Origin of the sequence: Propionicimonas sp. T2.31MG-18 (genome assembly GCF_964266745.1) — a bacterium.
GTDB lineage: Bacteria > Actinomycetota > Actinomycetes > Propionibacteriales > Propionibacteriaceae > Propionicimonas.
Window position 1 is genome coordinate 82,971 of sequence record NZ_CAXWGX010000027.1, and the last position, 21,184, is coordinate 104,154.

Annotated in this window: 15 protein-coding genes and 1 pseudogene; 10 read left to right on the plus strand and 6 right to left on the minus strand. The window is 65.9% G+C overall.

Translation table 11 applies throughout. The features are described 5' to 3' along the window. Positions 1-727: 727 nt before the first annotated feature. From ACFQQJ_RS13445 to ACFQQJ_RS13455, 3 genes are all read right to left on the minus strand, one after another. A complete protein-coding gene (locus ACFQQJ_RS13445) occupies positions 728-2,077 on the minus strand; it encodes a nitrate/sulfonate/bicarbonate ABC transporter ATP-binding protein (RefSeq protein WP_377107174.1) in 1,350 nt (449 codons plus the stop codon). A gap of 28 nt (positions 2,078-2,105) precedes the next feature. Continuing rightward, entirely contained in the window at positions 2,106-3,848 is a 1,743-nt protein-coding gene (locus ACFQQJ_RS13450; RefSeq protein ID WP_377107175.1) for an ABC transporter permease, read from the minus strand. 366 nt (positions 3,849-4,214) lie between these two features. Beyond that, positions 4,215-4,532, minus strand: a complete 318-nt coding sequence (locus ACFQQJ_RS13455; RefSeq protein WP_377107176.1) for an ArsR/SmtB family transcription factor — start codon at positions 4,530-4,532, stop codon at positions 4,215-4,217. A gap of 359 nt (positions 4,533-4,891) precedes the next feature. On the opposite strand from ACFQQJ_RS13455, the gene ACFQQJ_RS13460 reads away from it, so the two are divergent. From ACFQQJ_RS13460 to ACFQQJ_RS13480, 5 genes are all read left to right on the plus strand, one after another. Continuing rightward, positions 4,892-6,526: an Nramp family divalent metal transporter gene (locus tag ACFQQJ_RS13460; RefSeq protein WP_377107178.1), complete on the plus strand. Its 1,635-nt coding sequence runs from the start codon at positions 4,892-4,894 to the stop codon at positions 6,524-6,526. 144 nt (positions 6,527-6,670) lie between these two features. After that, positions 6,671-7,810: a magnesium transporter MgtE N-terminal domain-containing protein gene (locus ACFQQJ_RS13465; protein WP_377107179.1), complete on the plus strand. Its 1,140-nt coding sequence runs from the start codon at positions 6,671-6,673 to the stop codon at positions 7,808-7,810. A 138-nt stretch (positions 7,811-7,948) separates the two neighbouring features. Further along, entirely contained in the window at positions 7,949-8,311 is a 363-nt protein-coding gene (locus ACFQQJ_RS13470) for a hypothetical protein (protein WP_377107180.1), read from the plus strand. Positions 8,312-8,438: 127 nt separating this feature from the next. Then, positions 8,439-11,030 (plus strand): magnesium-translocating P-type ATPase, encoded by a 2,592-nt coding sequence (mgtA, locus tag ACFQQJ_RS13475; RefSeq protein ID WP_377107181.1) that lies wholly within the window; start codon positions 8,439-8,441, stop codon positions 11,028-11,030. Between the two features lie 315 nt (positions 11,031-11,345). After that, entirely contained in the window at positions 11,346-12,572 is a 1,227-nt protein-coding gene (locus tag ACFQQJ_RS13480; protein WP_377107183.1) for an IS256 family transposase, read from the plus strand. A gap of 339 nt (positions 12,573-12,911) precedes the next feature. On the opposite strand, the gene ACFQQJ_RS13485 is transcribed toward ACFQQJ_RS13480, so the two are convergent. Continuing rightward, positions 12,912-14,054 (minus strand): tyrosine-type recombinase/integrase, encoded by a 1,143-nt coding sequence (locus ACFQQJ_RS13485; protein ID WP_377107185.1) that lies wholly within the window; start codon positions 14,052-14,054, stop codon positions 12,912-12,914. Positions 14,055-14,324: 270 nt separating this feature from the next. Between ACFQQJ_RS13485 and ACFQQJ_RS13490 the strand changes: the two are divergent. Continuing rightward, positions 14,325-14,450 (plus strand): annotated as a pseudogene (locus ACFQQJ_RS13490) (IS3 family transposase); the annotation flags it as partial. Positions 14,451-14,491: 41 nt separating this feature from the next. Here the strand turns inward: ACFQQJ_RS13490 and ACFQQJ_RS13495 are convergent. Continuing rightward, the gene (locus tag ACFQQJ_RS13495; protein WP_377107187.1) at positions 14,492-15,358 is read right to left on the minus strand and encodes an LCP family protein; all 867 of its coding nucleotides are present in this window, start codon (positions 15,356-15,358) and stop codon (positions 14,492-14,494) included. A 345-nt stretch (positions 15,359-15,703) separates the two neighbouring features. Between ACFQQJ_RS13495 and ACFQQJ_RS13500 the strand changes: the two genes are divergently transcribed. From ACFQQJ_RS13500 to ACFQQJ_RS13515, 4 genes are read left to right on the plus strand one after another with little or no spacing between them, the layout of a single operon-like run. Continuing rightward, on the plus strand, positions 15,704-17,464 hold the full coding sequence (locus ACFQQJ_RS13500) for a polysaccharide biosynthesis protein (protein ID WP_377107189.1): 1,761 nt from the start codon (positions 15,704-15,706) through the stop codon (positions 17,462-17,464). After that, positions 17,461-18,594 carry a DegT/DnrJ/EryC1/StrS family aminotransferase gene (locus ACFQQJ_RS13505; RefSeq protein ID WP_377107191.1) on the plus strand — a complete coding sequence of 378 codons (1,134 nt, stop codon included), beginning with the start codon at positions 17,461-17,463 and terminating at the stop codon, positions 18,592-18,594. The genes ACFQQJ_RS13500 and ACFQQJ_RS13505 overlap by 4 nt, the downstream gene beginning before the upstream one ends. Further along, positions 18,587-19,183 (plus strand): sugar transferase, encoded by a 597-nt coding sequence (locus ACFQQJ_RS13510; protein WP_377107193.1) that lies wholly within the window; start codon positions 18,587-18,589, stop codon positions 19,181-19,183. The genes ACFQQJ_RS13505 and ACFQQJ_RS13510 overlap by 8 nt, the downstream gene beginning before the upstream one ends. A 7-nt stretch (positions 19,184-19,190) precedes the next feature. Further along, on the plus strand, positions 19,191-19,838 hold the full coding sequence (locus ACFQQJ_RS13515) for an acetyltransferase (RefSeq protein ID WP_377107194.1): 648 nt from the start codon (positions 19,191-19,193) through the stop codon (positions 19,836-19,838). Positions 19,839-19,864: 26 nt separating this feature from the next. On the opposite strand, the gene ACFQQJ_RS13520 is transcribed toward ACFQQJ_RS13515, so the two are convergent. After that, positions 19,865-21,148: a right-handed parallel beta-helix repeat-containing protein gene (locus ACFQQJ_RS13520; protein WP_377107196.1), complete on the minus strand. Its 1,284-nt coding sequence runs from the start codon at positions 21,146-21,148 to the stop codon at positions 19,865-19,867. Between the last annotated feature and the right edge of the window lie 36 nt (positions 21,149-21,184).

The window sequence follows — 21,184 nt, forward strand, 5'->3', positions numbered from 1 at the left end:
GCCGAATTCAGGGCACATTTGAGCGCAAACCCGAGGGCGGCTGCCGGCAGCTCGACACTCGGCGGGCCGCGACCCGCGATCCCCGACCGGCGATCATGCTTGTCATCCAAACGAGTGACGTAAGAACTACGCAAACAGACCGAGGTTCGAACAGTCCCAGGCTATCTAGCCCTAGCATTGCCTTATCGCGGCAACCGTTTCGGGGGGAACGCAGAGGCTGCCATCGGTGGGGCGGAGATCCGGGGGGAATTCCGCCCCGCCATACTAATTCTCCAGCAGCGCCAGTTGTCGACCGCGTCAGGTTGGTCCGTGGCGATCACCAATGCCCTCATCGTGAGCAGACCCAGTCTGCTCGCCGGTGCGCTTGTCTCTCGGAGCACACCTTGACAAGGTGGGGAGGTTTCCGGCTGCCGTGTGGAGGACTGGTCTGCTGGCCAGCGCCGTCCCATCAGCCTCAAGAACCGATGGCATAGGCGTCACGGACTGGCTGTATCCGACCCTTGTGATGAACCCGCTGGATCGTCTTTACGTGTTCATCTGTCGCCTGCCCAACTGATCCAGTCCTCGCCAGGGTCAGCGCCAGTGGCTTGAAGGAGGGCCGAATCGGTCTGTGACCACAGGTCTGGCCGTCGTGGGAAAGCGTTCCGGCGTCAAAGCAGCTGCGTGTAGTCCCCCTGTTCAGGGGCCGGTGACGCGCGTTCGCGGTTGGTGGCGGATGGAGTCACTGTCAGGTCGGCGTCGCAGCGTTTCCTTTGCGCTCTTTGGGATCCGGCAGGTCGCTTGAGGTGATGGCGAGCTCTCCGCTGATGGAGTCGTAGTCGAACAGTTCGCTGTAGCGCCCCCAGTCGATGGCGAGGTCGAGCTGCTTCTCGAGTCGGCTGCGTGAGTAGCTGCGACGCAGGAGGTCGCGGAAGAAGTCGTCGCTGAGTGCCCCGTCGACGCTTCGACCAAGGGCTCGGACGATCGTGCCGACCAATGGTGCTCGGGCCATCGCCTGGCTGGCGAAGATCTCCTTGCTCCGCTGGATGTCGGCGGTGGTCCACTCCACGCCGAGCGGGGTGAGGTGGGCCTGGGTGCCGGTGACGCTGAGGAAGCCGAGCATGGTGCCGGCGTCGATGAGAGGCAGGAGGTCGTCGATCTCGAAGAGCAGATCGGCGGCCAGGGCAGGCAGGTCGGCGGAGCCGTTGTGGGCGTGGAGGATCTCGACGAGGCCAGCGAGGCCGCCGACACTGGCGTCCGGGAGTGGGTTTGTCGTGGGTGTCGCGATGACGTCGGTGGGTGCAGGTTCGGCTTCGCCGCGTCCGGTGAGGGATGCGTAGAGTTCGTTGACGACGGCTTCGAAGGAGAGGCTGTGGCGGTCTCGTGGGCGCGGGAGGCTGATGGGAACCTCTGTCTTGATGCGTCCGGGGTTGGTGCCTAGCACCAGGACCCTGTCGGCGAGCAGCACGGCTTCTTCGATGTTGTGGGTGACGATGCAGATGCTCTTGGTGGGGAAGCTCGGTTGTGCCCAGACGGTTGCGAGCTCGTTGCGGAGGTTCTCGCTGGTGAGGACGTCGAGTGCCGAGAATGGCTCGTCCATGAGGAGGAGGTCGGGGGACAGGACGAAGGCCCGCGCGAACCCGACGCGCTGCTTCATGCCTCCGGACAGTTCGCGAGGGTAGGCGGTCTCGAAGCCGTCCAGGCCGATCGAGTCGATGGCTGCCAGGGCGCGATCCCGGCATTCGTCGTTCGGGAGGCCTGCGGCCCGCAAGCCCAGTTCGACATTCTGTTGGACGGTGAGCCAGGGCATGAGTGCGAAGGACTGGAACACCATAGCCGCGCCGGGGTTTGCCCCGTTGAGTGGACGGCCACGGTAACGGACTTCGCCAGTGGTGGGTGCGATCAGGCCGGCGATGGTGCGCAACAGAGTCGACTTGCCTGATCCCGAGCGTCCCAGGAGAGCGACGACCTCGCCTTCGTTGATGGTCAGGTCAATGGCGTCGAGTACGTTGAAGATGGTGCCGTCGGCGGCGGGAAAGGACTTCGTGAGTCCTTCGACCTCGATCAGAGGCGCGTTGGTGCGGAGGCTGTCGATCATGGTGTGCACGTCCTTTCCGGGATGGCTGTTAGGAGAGGGAGATTCGATGCTCGGCGAGGCGGTAGAGGCGACGCCACAGCAGCCGGTTGAGCCCGACGACGAACAGGCTCATCACGGTGACGCCAACGAGGGTGCGGGCAAAGTCGCCTTCGGCGGTGGCTCGGGCGATGTAGGCGCCCAGCCCGGTCGCTACCAGGGTGTGGTTGCCGTAGCTCACCACTTCGGCGACGATCGAGGCGTTCCATGCCCCGCCCGCGGCGGTGATTCCTCCAGTGACCCACGAGGTGAAGATCGCGGGCAAGTACAGGTTGCGCCAACGCGGCCGGCGCGTGAGACGCAAGCTGGCAGCGGCCTCACGCAAGTCGTTGGGGATCATGGCGGCGCCGGCAATGACGTTGAACAGGATGTACCACTGCGCGCCGAGTGACATCAGCAGAATCCCCCCGAGGTCCAGGCTGATGCCGGTCCACAGAAGGGCCATCGTGAAGAAGGGGAACAGGAAGTTCGCCGGGAAGCTTGCCAGCACCTGGACAATCGGCTGGGCAATGCGGGTGACGCTGGGATTCAGCCCGATCCAGAGCCCGATCGGCACCCAGACCACGGTGCCGACAACGACCAGCACGACAACGCGAGCAAAGGTTACAAGACCGAGCCCGGCCGCCACCAGGAACTGGTCGAGCCCTGCTCGTTCAGCCACGAACCCGAGCATGGACACGATGCCCCACGCCAGCATCCCGATCGTCAGGACAAGGAACACAACGTCGCCGGTGCGACGCCGACGCTCGTCAGTCCGCAGCGGCGCGCCTGTCGGCCCCAGGGGCCGGGACAGCCGTTCCAGGCCGGCGCCGACCGGCCGCCAGATCCGGGCGACAATTCGCGGCAGCGACGACCGGCGGATCAGGTCGAGGACCAGGCTGCGTTGTTGGTTCACCGTGACGGTGTCTCCGGTGCGGAACCGCTCCGCCCACGCGGTCAGTGGACGCCAGAACAGGAAGTTGACCCCGACGACCATGACGACCATCACCGCGATCGCGAGGAGGAGCTTGTCGATCTGCTCCTGCTGGGAGGCAGCTGCCACGTATGAGCCGATCCCCGGCAGTGCGAACGTGTGGTTGTTGACACTGATGACCTCCGAGGCGATCAGGAAGAACCAGCCTCCGCCGAAACTCATCATCCCGTTCCAGACCAGAGGGATCATGCCGTGGGGCACATCCAGCTTCCAGAAACGCTGCCAACGGGTCAGCCGGAACAGACGTGCAGCCTCGTCCAAGTCGCGGGGCTGTGTTGTGAGGGACTGGTAGAAGGAGAACGTCAGATTCCACGCTTGGCTGGTGAAGATCGCAAACACCGAGGCCAGCTCGACGCCCAGTTCCGTGCTCGGGAACATCGTCAACCAAACGCTCAAGGTCACCGACAGGAACCCCAACACCGGCACTGACTGCAACACGTCCAGCAGCGGGAGCAGGATCTTCTCGGCCCGGCGGCTGCGCGCTGCAGCTGTTGCATACACGAACGTGAACACCACCGACGCGAGCAGAGCCACGAACATCCGCAGCAGCGAACGGGCCGCGTAGTAGGGCAGCAGGGACGGATCTGTGGATACCGTCGACGGTGCGGTGGCCTGGTCGAAAGGCGCAAGTACACCCTGGGACAAGGCCACCAGTAGCCACAGGAACACCACTACTGCGGCGAACACGACAATGTCCGCAGCAGCACCCCCTCGGGTGCGGAGGCTGACCGCGTTGGTGGTGAATGAGCGCAGGTCGGACATGGGGGAACCCTCTCGTGAGGCAGGGGCCCGCGAGACAGGTGGTCAAGGACTACCTGGCCGAGGCACCAAGGGTGAACGGATCGCGTCTACTGCCATCAGGACTCATCCGCTCACCTCCTCCGGTACGCCCCGCTCAGGGCGGCTTCAAGCTACACGCGCGCAACCGGCACTCCGCCATGAAGGACGATTCTTGACGGAATCCTGACCCCCCATCCCTGACTGCTCCGAAGCGCTGGGTGATTGCTGGTGAAGGCGTGGAGATGGGTGGTTCTGGCAGCATCGAGCCGCGTCGGAGCGCCGTTGCCAGCCAACGGGCCGAGTTCGTGAAGGCCGCGCTGGAGCCGCGGGCCTACCGGCCGCCGCAGGTCAGGCGCCGCGCAGGTCGAGAATGTGTTCGACGGCTTGGTGGACGAGGGTGACGATGTGGGGGTCCGTGACTCGGTATAGGAGTCGTCGACCGTCGCGGCGGGAGTCGATCCAGCCGGCGAGGCGGAGTTTGGCGAGGTGTTGGCTGATGCCGGCCTTGGTGCCGCCGACAGCCGTGACGAGGGTGGTGACGTCGACCTCTTCGGTGGAAAGGATCCACAACAGGTGTAGCCGGCCGGGCGCGCTCAGGAGTGCGAAGACCTCGGCTGCGTCGTCCAGGACGTCCCGGGCGGGGGCTTGGTGGCTGGGCGGGTTCATGGTCGGACTCCTGCGTTCATCCATGACTGATGATAGTTGCGCAATCACTTGACAGTCTAGATGTTGGGGTGTTGTACTTTTCGTGTTGAACAGCATGCCCTGCCGGGCACACCGAAGTGGTCGAAGGAGGTGGGGGAGCATGGATCCCGGACATAGTCGTCGGCATCGTGATCTCTCCTCACCACTCGTCGGCCAGCAATTCGGGGTTTAGGCACCCTCCCCGGCTCCTTCGCGTCGTGATGCACGCGGTTCCCTGACGTTCGGGATGACCGCCCGTGTGGCGTGTGTTCATGCGCCCTCTCCCTGGTTTGTTGTGCGCCGCCTGCGGGCGTGGCGCTCCTGTGCGGTTGGAGCATGTGATGGTCGAGAACACGATTGGTACCAGCGCTGTGCTGGACAGTGCCCACACCGGCGACATTGAGGGTGCCTTCGGAACGATCCGGGAGGGTGACGTGGCGCCACGCCACCGCACCTCGATGCGGTTGAAGACCTTGCTGGCGGTGATCGGGCCCGGCCTGATCGTGATGGTCGGGGACAACGACGCCGGCGCGTTCGGCACCTACACTCAGGCCGGGCAGAACTACGGCACCCGGATGTTGTGGACGCTGCTGCTGCTGGTCCCGGTGATCTATGTCAACCAGGAGATGGTGCTGCGTCTGGGGGCCGTGACCGGGGTGGGGCACGCGCGGTTGATCCTGGAGCGGTACGGCAAGTTCTGGGGCGCGTTCTCGGTGATCGACCTGTTCGTGCTGAACGCCTTGACGATCGTGACCGAGTTCATCGGCATCAGCTTGGGTTTGACTTATCTGGGTCTGCCCAAGATCCCCGGGGTGTTCGCGGCGGCCCTGATCGTGATCGCGTCGGTATCGACCGGCTCGTTCCGACGGTTTGAGCGGGTCAGCATGGTTCTGGTTGTGGGTTCGCTGACCCTGATCCCGATCTTCGTGGCGCTGCACCCGCCGGCCGGGCAGATGATGCATGACTTTGTGGTCCCGGGAATGCCGGGCGGCTCGGAGCTGTCCACGGTCATGCTTCTGATCATCGCGATCGTCGGCACGACCGTCGCGCCGTGGCAGTTGTTCTTCCAGCAGTCCTACCTGATCGACAAGCGGATCACGCCCCGGTTCATCCGCTACGCGCGGGTCGACCTCTGGATCGGGATCGTGATCGTCGTCCTCGGCGCCGGCGCGATGATGGCGTTCTCTGCGGCCGCGTTCGCGGGAACCCCCGGGCAGGGCAACTTCACCGACACCCTCGGCATCGCCCATGGGCTGGCCGCCGCCGCAGGGCAGTGGGCCGGAATCCTGTTCGCGATCGCGCTGATCGACGCCTCCATCATTGGTGCGGCCGCTGTGGGCCTGTCAACGTCCTACGCCTTGGGAGACGTGCTCGGCCTGCACCACTCGCTGCACCGCCGCCCGTCGGAGGCCAAGGGGTTCTACGCGGTCTTCGCAGGGCTGCTGCTGCTGTCAGCGGTGATCGTGGTGATCCCGGGCAGCCCGCTGGGGCTGTTGACAGAGGGCGTGCAGACTCTTGCCGGTGTGCTGTTGCCGTCGGCGACCGTCTTCCTGCTGTTGCTGTGCAACGACAAGGCGGTGCTCGGCCCGTGGGTCAACGGACGGGCCAAGAACATCCTCAGTGCCGTGACCATCGCCGTGCTGGTGATGCTGTCCACGATCCTGACGGCCAGCGTGCTGTTCCCGGGCATTACCTCAGCCCAGATCATCGCGATCTTCATCGCCGGCACGGTCCTCACCGCCGTCGCTGCCGCCTACCTGGCGTGGGCCGGCCACCGCCACAAGGGCAAGACCCCACCCGCCGCCCCGCAGCCCGTGATGGACCGCGCCACCTGGCGCATGCCGCCGGTGGCGATGCTGACCAAACCCGTCATGAGCCCCGGCACGAAGACCGGACTGACCGTCCTGCGTGGATACCTGGTCGTGGCCACTGCCCTCGTCGTCATCAAGGTCGTCCAGCTCGCGCTGGGCGCCTGAACCCCCCACACTCGTCCCGAAAGGAACACAACGATGAGCGAAACAACCCAACCCCGCCCCGCAACCCCCAACGCCCCCGATCTGCTGCTCTCCGCCATGCTGCGCCACTCGGCGGTTGACCGTGCCGGGCACAGCCTGGGCCGGGTGGCCGACGTCGTCGTGCAGCTGGGCGAAAACCACAACCCGCAAGTCAGCGGGCTGGTCGCCAGCATCAGCGGCCGCGAACTGTTCATTCCCGCCACTCACATCCTTGCCTGGGACGACCAGCACCTCGTCGTGTCCGCCACACCACCCGACCTGACACCCTTCGAACCACGCACCGGCGAGGTCCTGCTCCGCGACGACGTCCTGGGCCACCGCCTGATCGATGTCGAACAGGCCGGCCTGGCAACCGCACACGACGTGAAGCTCACCCCCACCGGCAGCGGCTGGATCGTGACCGCGGTCGACATCCACCCACGCGGCTGGCTGACCCGCCGAGGCGGACACACCTGGCGCAACTGGTCCCGGATCGAGCCCCTCATCGGCCACGACCACTCCCTGCCCGCACGCACACCCCTGGGCCGTCTGCGACACCTCAAGGCCGCCCAACTCGCCGACATCATCGAGGAAGCCTCCGCCCGGGAGCAGCGCGAGCTCCTCACCCGCGTGCACGCCCAACCCGAGCTGGAAGCCGACGTCTTCGAAGAACTCGACCAGGACCAAGCCTCGAACCTGCTCGAAGCACGCACCGACCCCGAGATCGCCGCCATCCTGGGCCGCATGCGCGCCGACGACGCGGCCGACGCGTTGCAAGACCTCCCACAGGAACGGCGCCTCAACGTCCTGCATCAACTGCCCGAGGCGCAGAAGAAGAAGATCACCGCCCTGCTCGGCTACCAAGAAGCCACCGCTGGCGGACTGATGAGCCTTGACCACCTCCTGCTGCCCGCCACCACCACCGCAGCCCAAACCCTCGCCGCCGTGAGGGACGCAACCGAGATGCAACCCGAAGCCATCGTGGTCGTGTTCTGCCACGACCAGCACAATGCACTGACCGGCGCCATCAGCCTGGTCAGCCTCGTCCAAGCCAACCCCGCCGCAACCCTGGCCGAGCTCGCCGAGCCAGCCCCGGTACACGTCCACCCCGACGCCGACGTCAACGAGATCACCATGGCCATGGCCGACTTCAACCTGCTCATCCTCCCCGTCCTCGACCACGACGACCACCTCCTCGGCGTCCTGACCAGCGATGACGTCCTCGAAGCCGCCATCGCACCCGAATGGCGACGTCGACGCGGGTAACGGCACGTCAGGCTCAGCCAACCCCCAGGACAGGCCCGGCCGGGTGAGCACACAGCTCAACACCAAAGACCACCTGCCGGTATCTGGGTGAGGCAACCCTTGCTGGTGGAGGTTCAATCAAACGCGGAAGATGGAGACATGAGGCCACCTGGTCGGCTGAGCAGGCGCTCGTCCGGCCGGCGTGCGCCCGACGCCGACCTGCGCGCGGCCTGGCTTTCCTTGCTGCTGGTCGCGCCCTGCTTTGTGGCGGCCTACCTTTTGGCCGTCGGAATCACCAGCCTGCTCGGCTACGCGGACGCAACTGCCGTCCCATCTTGGATGATGCTCGCCACCGCGCCCGCCTTCCTGTGCTACGCGTTACCCACGATCCCGACCTGGCGCTTCGGTAACCGTGCCCGCCTCCGCGGCGTCCGCCACGCCCTGGTGCCCTTCGGCATCGCCGTGATCATGGTCATGGCCGTCATCCTCCTCATCCCATACCCCTTACGGCGCTGGCCGTGACCAGCGGTCACTCCGCGGATCACAACACTGCCAGCGTCGGACTGGAGCCAGGAGCGCTCCAGCATGCGAGCCTGCCCACTGACCCCGCGCGCAGTGTGAGGCCTACGCTGCGAATATGACATCGCCCATGGCGAGCTCCACTAGTGCTAGTCCCAAGACGGACGACCTCAGGCAAGTGGGGGGTCTGACGGCAGCGGAGGCCGCCGAGCGTCTTCGCAGCGACGGTCCCAACGTGATCGGCGGCAAGGGTCGGCGGACTTTGTGGGCGATCCTCTTTGCGCAGGTGGCGAGCCCACTTGTGTTGATCCTGGTGGCAGCGAGCCTGGTGAGCCTTGTCGTGGGGGACGCGGTGACGGCGGGCATCATCTTGACGATCATCGTGATGAGCGCGGCCCTGGGTTTCGTCCAGGAAGCGCGGTCCGAGACCGCCGTGGCTGCGCTGCAGGCTCGCCTGACCTTGCGCGCCACCGTCGTGCGCGATGGCCAACCACAAGAGCTTCCGATCCACGACGTGGTGCGTGGCGACCTGGTCCTGCTCAGTGCCGGCGACATCGTCCCCGCCGACGTCTCCCTGGTCGAGGCCGACCACCTGTACATCGACGAGGCCTCGCTGACCGGCGAATCCGCCCCGGCCGCCAAGCTCCCACATGCCGCCGACGCCGCTGAGCCGGCGGCCGGGGACCACGACGGACTTGGGTTCTTCGGCACCAGCGTGGTGAGCGGCACCGGCACGGCTGTGGTGACCGCGACCGGTGCCCGCACGAGCTACGGCGAGATCGCGAAACACCTGGTCGAACGGGCACCGGAGAACGACTTCCAGCGCGGCGTCCGTGCGTTCGGAGGGCTGATCTTCCGGGTGACAACACTCCTGGTCATCGCCGTCCTCGTCATCAATCTCGCCCTCCACCGCCCGCTGCTCGAATCGCTGCTGTTCGCGATCGCCCTGGCCGTGGGGCTCACCCCGGAACTCCTGCCAGCGATCGTGACTCTGAACCTCACCCGTGGCGCCCAGGTATTGAGCCGCCGCGGGGTGCTGGTCAAACGGCTCCCGGCGATCCAGAACCTGGGCAGCGTCACCGTGCTGTGCACTGACAAGACCGGCACCCTGACGACGGGCACGCTGGCGGTCGTCGGCTCGGTCGGGATCGACAAGGACGACGCTTCGGAGGCGGCACGGGCCCTGGAGTTCGCCTACCTGAACAGCCACTTCCAGACCGGTTTCGCCAACCCCCTGGACGCGGCCATCCTCGCCGGCACGCTTCAGCCGTCCGACCTCGCCTCGTACAGCAAGCGTGCTGAATTGCCCTACGACTTCACCCGGCGCCTGCTGAGCGTGGTGGTGCAGGGAGCCGACGCTCAGCCGCTGCTGGTCACCAAGGGCGCCCCGGAAGCGGTGCTGCAACGCTCCAGCCACGTGCGCGAGGATGCCGAGTCGCGGCCCATCGGCCCGGCTGAACATGCGCGGCTCGCGCGTCTCGTTGAGAGTGCCTCTGCCGATGGGTACCGGTTGGTGGCTGTCGGCTCACGCGTCCTCGCTCCGGACGAGCTCGCCGGGGCCGACGCGTCCGGCAAGGTGCATCCGATGGATCCTGTCACCACCGAGCGCGATCTGGTCTTCGAGGGACTGGTGCTGTTCAGCGACCCGCCCAAAGACGGCGTGTCTGACACCATCGCCCAGCTCGCCGGCGACGGTGTCGCACTGAAGGTGGTCACGGGGGACAACGACCTGGTGGCGCGGCACGTCGCCGAGCAGGTGGGGCTGGTGGTCGAGGGGGTCCTCACCGGTGACGAGATCCGTGTCCTTACGCCCGCGGCACTGGTGGCGCGGGCGAAGCGGACGACGATCTTTGCGAGGGTGGATCCCGACCAGAAGCTGCAGGTGATCCGGGCACTGCACGACGGTGGAGCGGTGGTCGGCTACCTCGGGGACGGCATCAACGACGCGCCTTCCCTGCACGCGGCGGACGTGGGGATCAGCGTGGACAACGCCACCGACGTGGCCCGCTCAGCGGCCAGCATCATCCTGCTCGAGCCGAGCCTTGCCGCGATCCACCAGGGTGTGGTCGAGGGTCGCCGCACGTTCGCCAACACCCTGAAGTACATCCGGATGGGCACCAGCTCGAACTTCGGGAACATGCTGAGCATGACCGGTGCCGCGCTCGTGCTGCCGTTCCTGCCGATGACCCCGGGGCAGATCCTGCTGAACAACCTGATCTACGACGCGTCCCAGACCGCCATCCCCACCGACACCGTCGACGACGCGGTCACAGGCACCCCCGCCCGCTGGGATGTCGGCAGCATCCGGCGGTTCATGCTCATCTTCGGGCCAGTCTCGTCCGTCTTCGACTTCCTGACGTTCGGGGTGCTGCTGTGGGCCGTGGGCGCAAACGAGCAGCAGTTCCAGACCGGATGGTTCATCGAATCCCTCTTCACCCAGGTCCTGGTCGTCCTCGTCATCCGCACCCGCCTGAGCCCGTTCTGGCGCAGCCGACCCAGCCGTCCGCTGACCGTCGCGATCATCGCCGCACTCGCGGTGACCGTGGTGATCCCGCTCAGCCCGCTGGCGCCGCTGCTCGGCTTCGCAGCGCTACCGGTGGTGTTCTGGGTCCTACTCGTGGTCCTGGTGGCTGGCTACCTGGCTCTCGTCGAGCTCGTGAAACGACGATTCGACAATGCGCGGCCGGCCACCCCGGTAGGGACAGTTCGGACGAGCGCCTAACTGGCCGAACGACGTCAGAGTATGGACTTCTGCAACTCATCGAGCCGGGCCTCCAGCACGGACAACTCGAGCCGGAGGCCGACGGAGCTCTTCGATGTGCTTGTATGTTGCTTGCGGGGAGCAAATGAAAGGCCCCGTGACTAGTGTTCTACCTAGTCAAAGGGCCATTCAGATAAAGCTCCCCCGCCTGGACTCGGTGAGAGTCCCGGGGAGTGGTGGGGTTTCGGGGATCGGCGTGGCCTGAACTGAGAGGCGGGCCATCGGCGTGATTCTTCGGTGTGTACGGCCAAGCACGCATCGAAGGAGATCTCACCGATGGCCCTGTCTGATTCTGCCGTGTCCGAGCTATTGGACGCATTCCGTGCCGGTGACGGCGTTGACCTGGTGCGCGAGTCGGTCCGGCTCGTGCTCCAGGAACTGATCGAAGCCGAAGCCGCCCAGGTGATCGGCGCTGCCCGCTACGAACGCACCCCCGATCGGGTCACCGAACGCAACGGTGCCCGGCCGAGAGAACTAATGACGAAGGCTGGCACCGTGGAGCTGGCGATCCCGAAGCTGCGTGCCGGCTCGTTCTTCCCGTCGGTGTTGGAGGCCCGCCGACGGATCGACCAGGCCCTGTACGCGGTGATCATGGAAGCCTGGGTGAACGGCGTCTCTACCCGCAACGTCGACGATCTGGTCGTCGCGCTCGGCGGCACCGGAATCTCCAAGTCCGAGGTGTCCCGGATCTGTCAGCGCCTGGACGAGGAGGTCGGCCGATTCCGCACCCGCAGGCTCGACACCACCAGCTACCCCTACGTCTTCCTCGACGCGACCTACCTGCACGTCCGTGGTGGCGGGCTGGTCACCAGCAAAGCCGTCGTGGTGGCCACCGGAGTCACCGCTGAGGGCCGCCGCGAGATCCTCGGGCTGGATGTCGGGGACAGCGAGGACGAGGTGTTCTGGCGCAAGTTCCTCACCCACCTGAAAAGCCGCGGCCTGAACGGGGTTCGGCTCGTCATCTCCGACCAACACGCCGGGCTGGTCGCGGCGATCGCCCGCAGCTTCCAAGGCGCGGCGCACCAACGCTGCCGGGTCCACTTCGCCCGGAACCTGCTCGCCATGGTGCCCAAGAACCAGATGGACATGGTCGCGGCCCTGTTCCGCACCATCTTCGCCCAGCCTGACGCCGAGACCGTCGCCGCCTGCTGGGAACAGGTCCGCGACCAGCTCGCCGCCCGCATCCCCAAGATCGGGCCCTACATGGACGAAGCCAAGACCGAGGTCCTGGCCTTCGCCGCCTTCCCACGGGTCCACTGGCGCAAGATCTGGTCCACCAACCCGCTCGAGCGGCTCAACAAAGAGATCAAACGCCGAGCCCGCGTCGTCGGCATCTTCCCCAACGAAGCCAGCGTGATCAGGCTCGTCGGCATGATCCTCACCGACACCAACGACGAATGGACCATCGACGAACGCCGCTACCTCTCCGAAGCATCCATGGCACTACTCACCAAGCCGGGCGATAATCAGCCTGTCGCCGCCATCACCGGCAGCGACCTGTAGGCACCGAGGCAATCACCCCGGAAAGCCCACCACCCGCAGGGACGCCATCTGGACTCGAATCTCACAGTCAGGTGCTGGACGACGTCTATCTAGGTCGCAAGACCGCGAGCTGGCGTGGCCACGACCAACGAACCGGGTCGCCCTCAAAGGGAGTATGCCCTCCAGCGACCCGATACAGAGCCATGGATCATTCGCGCAGATGTTGTGCGTATGTTGTGCAGCCCTGCTCCAGGCGCCCAGTCTGACGGTATTACCCCTAGCCAGAAAGAGATTCTGCTTGGTGCCGGGAAGGGGAGTCGAGCCTGATCGTCAAAGATGCACGTGCCGAGGGACGGGCCCTCAGTCCCGCGTCGATTCGCCGGCAGCGCGACGGCTAAGTCGTTCTGCCAGCTCCTTGTCCCGTTCGCTGGCCGCGTGCTGGTAGATCATCGCCGCCGCGGGGGTCGTGTGGCCCAGTCGGGCCTGCAGTTCGGCCAAAGTGGCCCCCTCTTGCGCCGCAAGAACAGCGCCGGTGTGGCGCAGGTCGTGGAAGCGGAGGTCGGGCCGCCCAGCAGCCAATCGGGCCTTCCTCCAAGGCTTGAAGAAACTTGACGGGCTGATCGGGCCGCCAGACTGGGACGGGAACAGCAGTCCGTCCTTTCCCCATTGTGCGTAGGTCGCCAGGTGTTCGCGGATGATCGGTGAAAGATGCGGCGGGAACGCCACGTCGCGTGCGCCGGCTGCCGTCTTCGGAGGTCCGGAGATTGTTCTGCCCTTGAGCCACACGGCGCCCCGGCGGACCTTGATGACTCCACGGTCAAAGTCAACGTCGGATCGGCGCAATTCGGCCATCTCCCCGTAGCGCAAAGCGCACCAGCAGGCGAGCAGGACAGCGAGGCGTAGGCGTTCGGGCATGGCCGCGGTGATCGTCGCGAGTTGGGGGAGCGTTGCAGGCTCGATCGACCGCTGGCGCTTGCTCACGCCGGCGCCTCGGATCAGCACCGGGTTGGCAGCGATGACCTCTTCGTCGACCGCAGTCGCCCCGATAGTCCGTAACAGCGCGTAGGCCTTGGCATTGGTCCTGGGCTTGGATGCGTCGAGGGTGGCCCACCATCGACGCACGTCGGCTCGCGTGAGGTCATGCAGTCTGAGGTCTCCAAGCCCGGGAAGGACGACGTCCTCGATGAGATGTCGATAGTCCTTCTGGGTGTTCGGCCGGAGGACTCGACCCGCGAGCCACTGCACGGCGTAGACCCTGAGGGTGAGTGTCTCATCGAGCAGTTTGGCGGCCTCGCGGGCGGCGGGCGCGGTCCACTCCTCGAGCTCCATGAGCCGGCGCTCCTCCTCCAGCCACCGCTCCGCATAGCCGCGGGCATCGAAGGTGAACGGCGCACTGTGTCGGCCCAGATCCGGCCCGACATAGGTAGCCTGGAACCGTCCTGACGGCAGCTTTCTGATCGTGCCAAAGCCCCTTCGTGGGCGGCGCTTCCCGGCTGCAGCCATCGTCCCTCCCTGGGAACATCTAGCACTGGCGTGCACTATACGTGCATTATCTCGGCCGATTCTAGCCCTGCCATGCATAGGCAATATGGCTCCGACTAGGGCAAAGGCCGCCTGACAAGGGGCCGTGAGGTGGTTCGAGTCCCTCTGCGCCCACCGCGGAGAGCCCTTGTGAGGCTCCGATTCAGCAGCACGGCACGGGCCCTCGTCACCGCATGACCGGTGATGTGTGGCCCCCATTGTGCGGCCAATGGCCTTCTGAGGGATGGGTCTGCTGCCCTGAACAACGCCGTCGCCCGACGTGGTGGTGTGCCTGGCTGTGTGGTTCACACCGATCGAGGGTCGCAATTCCAGGGTCGGAATTTCCTGTCCCACCATCAACCGCCACTGCATGGGTCGGATCGATGGCCAGCGCATCCATCGTGATTCTGTCGGACCTGTCAGGCCGGGAAGCGACTTCGGTAGTCTTGCATCGTGTCGCCGCGCAGGGCGGCCCCTAGTTCTGCGGCTTTGGCTGAGTCAAGGAGGGTGATCGGATCGCCTGAAGCGGTCGAACTGACGCCCTTCACGGGGGGCTGAGCCGCCAGAACGTCCTCAGATCCAGCCAGCCGAATGGACGAAGCCAAGTCCCACATCACGGCGTTTGTCACTCCGCTGTCAACCGTAACGAACTTGGTGAGGTCGCCGACAACAGAGTTGAAAGTGGCCGGGTTGGCCAAGGTCTCTGGTCTGAGCACCTTGAGCACTACGGCGCGCAGAACCGATCGCTGACGCTCGGCGAGCACGGCATCCCGATTCCGAATGGGAGAGTCGTCCCCGACGAACGCCAGTGCGGTCTCTCCCTTGATGGTGATGTCGCCTTTGTCGAATCTGATCCCGCTAGACGTCTGGGAGGCGTATGGATTGTTCACCACCACCCCACCGAGGGCCTCGGTGAGGCCGACGAAGCCGTTGATGTCTACCCTGGCTACATGGTCGATTCGAGCTCCGACGACTGTCTCGACGGTCCGTAGCAGCGCACCGGTACCTGTTGGGATGTCCTGAAGACGTGTGCTCCTGCCATCGACGGAGACGTAGAGATTCCTTGGGAGCGAGACAAGGTACACCTGGTCACGGGCTTGATTGAGATGGACGAGCATGACCACGTCTGTCCGGTTGGTCGTTGAATCGCTGACTACCAGGTAGTTCTGTCCCAGGCCCGCCTGGGGCCGTCCGTCGTAGCCGATCACGAGCGTGTCGTCTCGCCTGACCTGGCTCGCCCCGACAACTGCGCGGACGATGTAGAACACGCCGAGGGCGAGGAGCACTGCGCCAAGGAGGGCCACTATGCGAAGCCAGAGGCGTGGCTTGCGTCGTGTGGGCGCATCCTCGGCCGGCGCGGCGATGTCGCTGTGGGTAGGCGATGCAGGACGAAAGACCGATTCGTCGATTCGGCGTGGCTCGTAAGGCTGTGTCAAGAATGGTCCTTTGGATGACGGCGACGCGAGTCTACCGAGCGCGAGTCGGCAGGCCAGGCCGGAGCGGGCTGCGGGGCCTGTACGAACATGGCCGAGAAGGTCATTGCCCTAGCGGGAACACGATAGGCTGCTCAGGCCCCCCGGGCACACCCACCCCAGCCGGAGATTGACCCCTTGATACAGACACTTGTGCGGATGAAGCGACCCGCCGTCCTCCTTCTCGCCCTGTGGGATGCCGGCGCATGGATTGCCGCCACCCTTGGTCTCGCGGTCGCCCGATTCGAGTTCGACCCGTCACGGGTCCCCTGGCTTCTGTGCCTCGGCTATGCGCTGACGTGCGCAACCCTTCAACTGGTCCTGGGAGCTGTGACCCGGGTATACCGGGGGCGCCACGTGCCGGGCAGCTACCGAGAAGCGGTTCACCTGGGTCTGGCGGCTGTCGTCGTCGGTCTTTCCGTGGGCGGATTCTGGGCCATCGTGCTGGGCGGCTTCCCGCGCAGCATGGTCCTGGCGGTACCACCGGCCGCACTGTTCTTCATGGCCATCGGCCGAGTCGGCGCGCGGGCAGCTCGCAGCTTCCTGGTCCGATCCCAGCAGCCGAAGGATGCCGAGCGCGTCCTGATCTATGGGGCAGGTAACGGGGGGCGGATCCTCTCCCGGATGCTCGCCGATGATGTCCATTCTCCCTATGAGGTGGCGGGCGTGATCGATGACGATCCTCACAAGACGCACCAGCAGGTCGGGCGGGTGAAGGTCCTCGGGACGGGGGCAGAGCTGGTTCGGGTGGCCAGGGAAGAGGGGGTTCGGACCGTCATCCTCGCAATTCCCAGCGCGAGCAAGTCGCTTGTGCGCCGGGTGAGCGACCAGGCCGAACAGGCGGGGCTCTCGCTCCTGATCCTGCCGAAGGTTCAGGACATCGTGGGTCGCACCGTCGGCGTCACCGCTGTCCGCAAGCTTGAGATCGACGACCTTCTCGGGCGCGGGCAGGTGATGACCGACCTGCACGCGATCGCGGGGTACCTGACCGGGAAGGTGGTCCTCGTCACCGGCGCGGGCGGGTCGATCGGAGCGGAACTGGCCAAGCAGCTGGCCCGTCTCGGGCCGGCCTCGCTGGTGCTGCTCGATCGCGACGAGTCCGCCCTCCACGGTGTCCAGCTGGAGATCTACGGCAAGGGGCTGCTGGACACCCGCGACATGGTGCTGTGTGACATCCGCGACCAGGAGGCGCTGGACCGTACGTTCTTCGAACACCGGCCCGATGTTGTGTTCCACGCCGCCGCGCTCAAGCACCTTCCCATGCTCGAGAGCTACCCGTCTGAGGGCTGGAAGACGAACGTCCTCGGAACGCTCAACGTTCTGGAGTGTGCGGAACGTTACGGTGTGGAACGAGTGGTGAACATCTCGACCGACAAGGCGGCGAATCCGATCAGCGTCCTCGGCAAGTCGAAGCGCCTCGCCGAGGAGTTGACCTCGGCCTTCGCCGCCAGAACCGGCCGCACCTACGTCTCGGTGCGTTTCGGCAACGTCCTCGGCTCCCGCGGATCCGTTCTCCACACGTTCTTCCGGCAGGTGGAGGACGGGGGGCCGGTCACCGTGGTCCACCCAGAGATCACGCGGTACTTCATGACGATCCCCGAGGCCTGCCAGCTCACCATCCAGGCAGGGGCAATCGGAGAACCGGGCAACGTCATGGTGCTGGACATGGGTGAGCCGATCAGGATCCTGGACGTGGCGGAGCGGATCATTCGCCGGTCCGGCAAGCAGGTTCCGATCGTGTTCACCGGACTGCGTCCCGGCGAGAAGCTGCATGAGGTGCTCTTCAACGAGGCCGAGTTCCCCGTGCGGACGCAGCATCCCCTCATTTCGAGGGTGGCGGTTCCGCCGCGGGACCCGGAAGCCGTCCGCGCAATGAGTGCGGACACATTTCTCGCCAGGCAGAGGGTGGCGAGCGCATGATCTACCTGTCTGCTCCCGACGTCACGGATGCGGAGGAGGCCGCGCTGGTACGCGCGATCCGGTCGGGTTGGGTGGCGCCTCTCGGTCCGGAGGTCGACGCTTTCGAAGCGGAGTTGGCCCAGTACTGCGGCCGCGCACACGCCGTCGCGTTGTCCTCCGGCACCGCGGCGCTGCATCTCGGCCTGCTCCTTCTGGGCGTGAGGCCCGGCGATGTGGTCATCTGCTCGTCGATGACGTTCGCCGCCACCGCGAATGCGATCGTGTACGCGGGGGGCCAACCATGGTTCGTGGACTCGGACGGTTCGGCGAACATGAATCCGGACCTGCTCGCTCGTGCACTCCACACGGCCCGGTCGGAGGGACGCCGGGTGGGCGCGGTGGTACCGGTCGATCTCTTCGGCCATGTTGTTGATCACTCGCGTATCGATCCGCTCGTCGCCGAGGCCGGCGTGCCGATGCTGTGTGACGCGGCGGAATCCCTGGGAGCGCGGTTCGACGGGTGCGAGTCGGCACGCTTCGGCGAGGCGGCTGCCGTCTCGTTCAACGGCAACAAGGTGATGACCACGTCAGGTGGGGGAGCGCTGCTCACCGACAGCGCGGACGCGGCTGCGCGCGTGCGTTATCTCGCCACCCAGGCGCGCCAGCCGGTCCCCTACTACCATCACACCGAGATCGGCTTCAACTATCGCCTGTCGAACCTGCTGGCTGCACTGGGCCGGGCGCAGCTCGCCCGACTGGACGACATGATCGAGCGGCGCCGAGCGTTGAGGCTTCGCTATCGCGAACTCCTCGCGCCCGTACCCGGTGTGAGCCTTCTGGGTGATCCGGGGGTGGAGGCCGGAGGCACCCGCGACAACTACTGGTTGACGTCGATCGTCGTCGAGCCCGCCGTCGCCGGCTTCAGCAGTCGTGACATCGCCGAGGCTCTGGCGAAGGCCGACATAGAGTGCCGTCCACTGTGGAAGCCGCTGCACCTGCAACCGGTGTTCACGGGAGCCCGCGCGGAAGTGGACGGGACGGGCCAGTGGCTGTTCGAGCACGGCGTGTCGCTCCCCAGTGGATCGGCGATTTCCGACGCGCAGGTGAACCGGATCCTCCAGGTTCTGCACGAGGTGGTCTCGGGTGGGTAGCGGTTTCGTCGCCGCCAAGCGAGGGGTCGACCTTCTGGGCGGGATTGCGCTCCTGGTGCTCACGATGCCCGTCCAGGCGGCCATTGCTGCGTGCGTGGCCACCACCATGGGAAGGCCGATCCTGTTCCGACAGCGGCGCACCGGCGCGGACGGGCGGGAGTTCGAGCTCCTCAAGTTCCGTTCCATGCTCGCCGGAGACGCCCCGGACGGAGAACGGCTCACTCCGATGGGTCGGTTCCTGCGCCGGACCAGCCTCGACGAGCTGCCCAGCCTGCTGAACGTCGTGCGTGGCGAGCTCAGCCTCGTGGGGCCGCGACCCCTACTTCCCGAGTACCTCCCGCTGTACGACTCACAGCAGCGCCGGCGACACGAGGTGCGTCCCGGGATCACTGGCCTCGCCCAGGTCAGCGGCCGTAATCTCCTGTCGTGGGAGGAGCAGTTCCGTCTCGATGTCGAGTATGTCGACACGATGAGTGCGTCCATGGACGCGGGGATTCTCCTGCGCACGGTCGCCAAGGTTTGGCGCCAGGAAGGCATCGCGGCAGCAGGCGATGCCACACGGTCGAGGTTCACCGGGAGGAACAGTTAGCCGTCCAGTGGTGATCGTGGGTGCGGCCGGGTTCGGCCGGGAGACCCTCGATGTAGTTGCCGCAATAGGCGAGGCGAGTCCGGAATGGGAAGTGCGCGGGGTGGTCGACGACGGCCCGTCAACGGCCAACCTCGCCCGCCTCGCCGCCCGTGGTGTCCGGTATCTCGGTACTGTGGAGAGTTTTCTCTCCGGGCCTGCTGATGGCTGGTTCGTCGTCGGCGTCGGCTCCCCGGCAGTCCGCCGGCGATTGGATCAGCGCCTCACCTCAGCCGGGCTGAGGGCCGCGACGCTTATCCACCCATCGGCGACGGTGGGAGTTGGAGCGAGGATCGGTCGCGGATCGATCGTCTGCGCAGGTGTGGCGGTGTCGACGTGTGTCGAGTTGGGCGAGCATGTTCACCTCAATCCGCACGCGACTATTGGACACGACAGCCGTTTGGAGAGTTACGTTTCGGTGAATCCTGGCGCGATCATCTCGGGAGACTGCGTTGTGCGCAGCGGGACGCTGGTGGGGGCTGGTGCCGTCATTCTGCAGGGCCTCGAGGTCGGCTCGGATGTGGTGGTCGGAGCGTCGGCGTGCGTGACGCGCTCGGTGCCTGCGGGCGTGGTCGTGAAGGGTGTGCCAGGCCGCTGGGTCGAACCCTCACCCCGCTAGCGAGGCCGACGTTTTCAGGATCGCACTCACCGGACGACGACCGAGGCGCCCTTCCTGTACAACGCACCCTTCTTGTTGCCGCTCAGGGCCGTGTTGGTGATCACCACGCCACGGACGCCCTTGTCCACGCGGACGCCGTAGCCACCGTGCTTGCGGCACTCCGAGGCCGTGATCTGGACGTCGTCGCCCTGCTGCACGCGGATCCCGTTGTACGCGGACTTCTTCTTCGCCGAGTTGCTGAGGAACTTCGTCGACGTCACAGAAAGGTGGGCGATGCGGTTCGAGACCAGCAGGCCGTCCCTGAGGTTCTTGTCGACGACGGTGCTGTCCATGATGACGGTTCCGTTGCCGGCGCTCGCACGATCGCCGGGGCGCGTCCCCTGAATCAGGATTCCCACCTGGTTGCCCGAGATCCAGGAGCCGCCGGTGACCTTCACCAGGCGAGGTCGCAGCAGTACCACTCCGCCGCTCAGGCTGCCGTTCTTGCCCGTCCGGCCGTTCTTCAGGAAGCTGCAATGGCGCAGTTCGATGCCGTTCGTCGGATCGGCTGAGCCGACCCGCATCTTGACCAGGAAGCCACGGTCGAGGTTGTTGTCGAAGTGGCAGTCCTCGAAGAGGACGTTGTCGATGACCGCTGCTTCGGCGTTGGGTTCGATCGTCGCCCCCGCCATCGGTGCGGTACCGCCGTTCGAGATGAACGTGGAGCGGGTGACGGTGAGACCGTCGCAGGCGGTGACGGAGAGTCCGTCACGGTGATTCGTGGTGCAGGTGACATTATCGAGCACCACATCGTGGCACTCGTGGAGTTGGCTACCGATGTAGATTCCGTCGCCCTTCGCGTTCCGTGCGACGAGGTTCTTGAGGGTCACCCGGTCGGAGTTGGCGATTCGGATCGCATGCCGATATTCCGTCCTGGCCTTGACGATCTTCTTGTTCCCGTCCCAGATCCCGCCGTCGATCACGATGTCTCTGGTGTCACGGATCTCCAGCAGCGGATCCTCGGCCCCGGTGGTCTGCAGCACGAACGTGCAGTCCTGCGCGGCCAGGTAGACCCCCGGCGGCACGACAATCGGCGTCCAGCGCGTGTAGCTGCCCGGGCTCACCGTCACCAGTCGCAACTCCCCACCGCTGTACGGCGGCAGCGCGGCCAGGGCTGCGTCGAGCACGCCGTCGGCACCCGAGACCGGACCCGAGGTGACCTCGGCGGGAAGACCCAAGGGAGCCGCGGTCGCGCGGCCGAACGGCGTCATGACCAGCATTCCTATGCCTGCGGCAGAGGAGGACAGGAGCTGGCGGCGAGTCAGGCTCATGAGGCTGATCCTGCCAGCGCCGGTCTGCCATGGCAA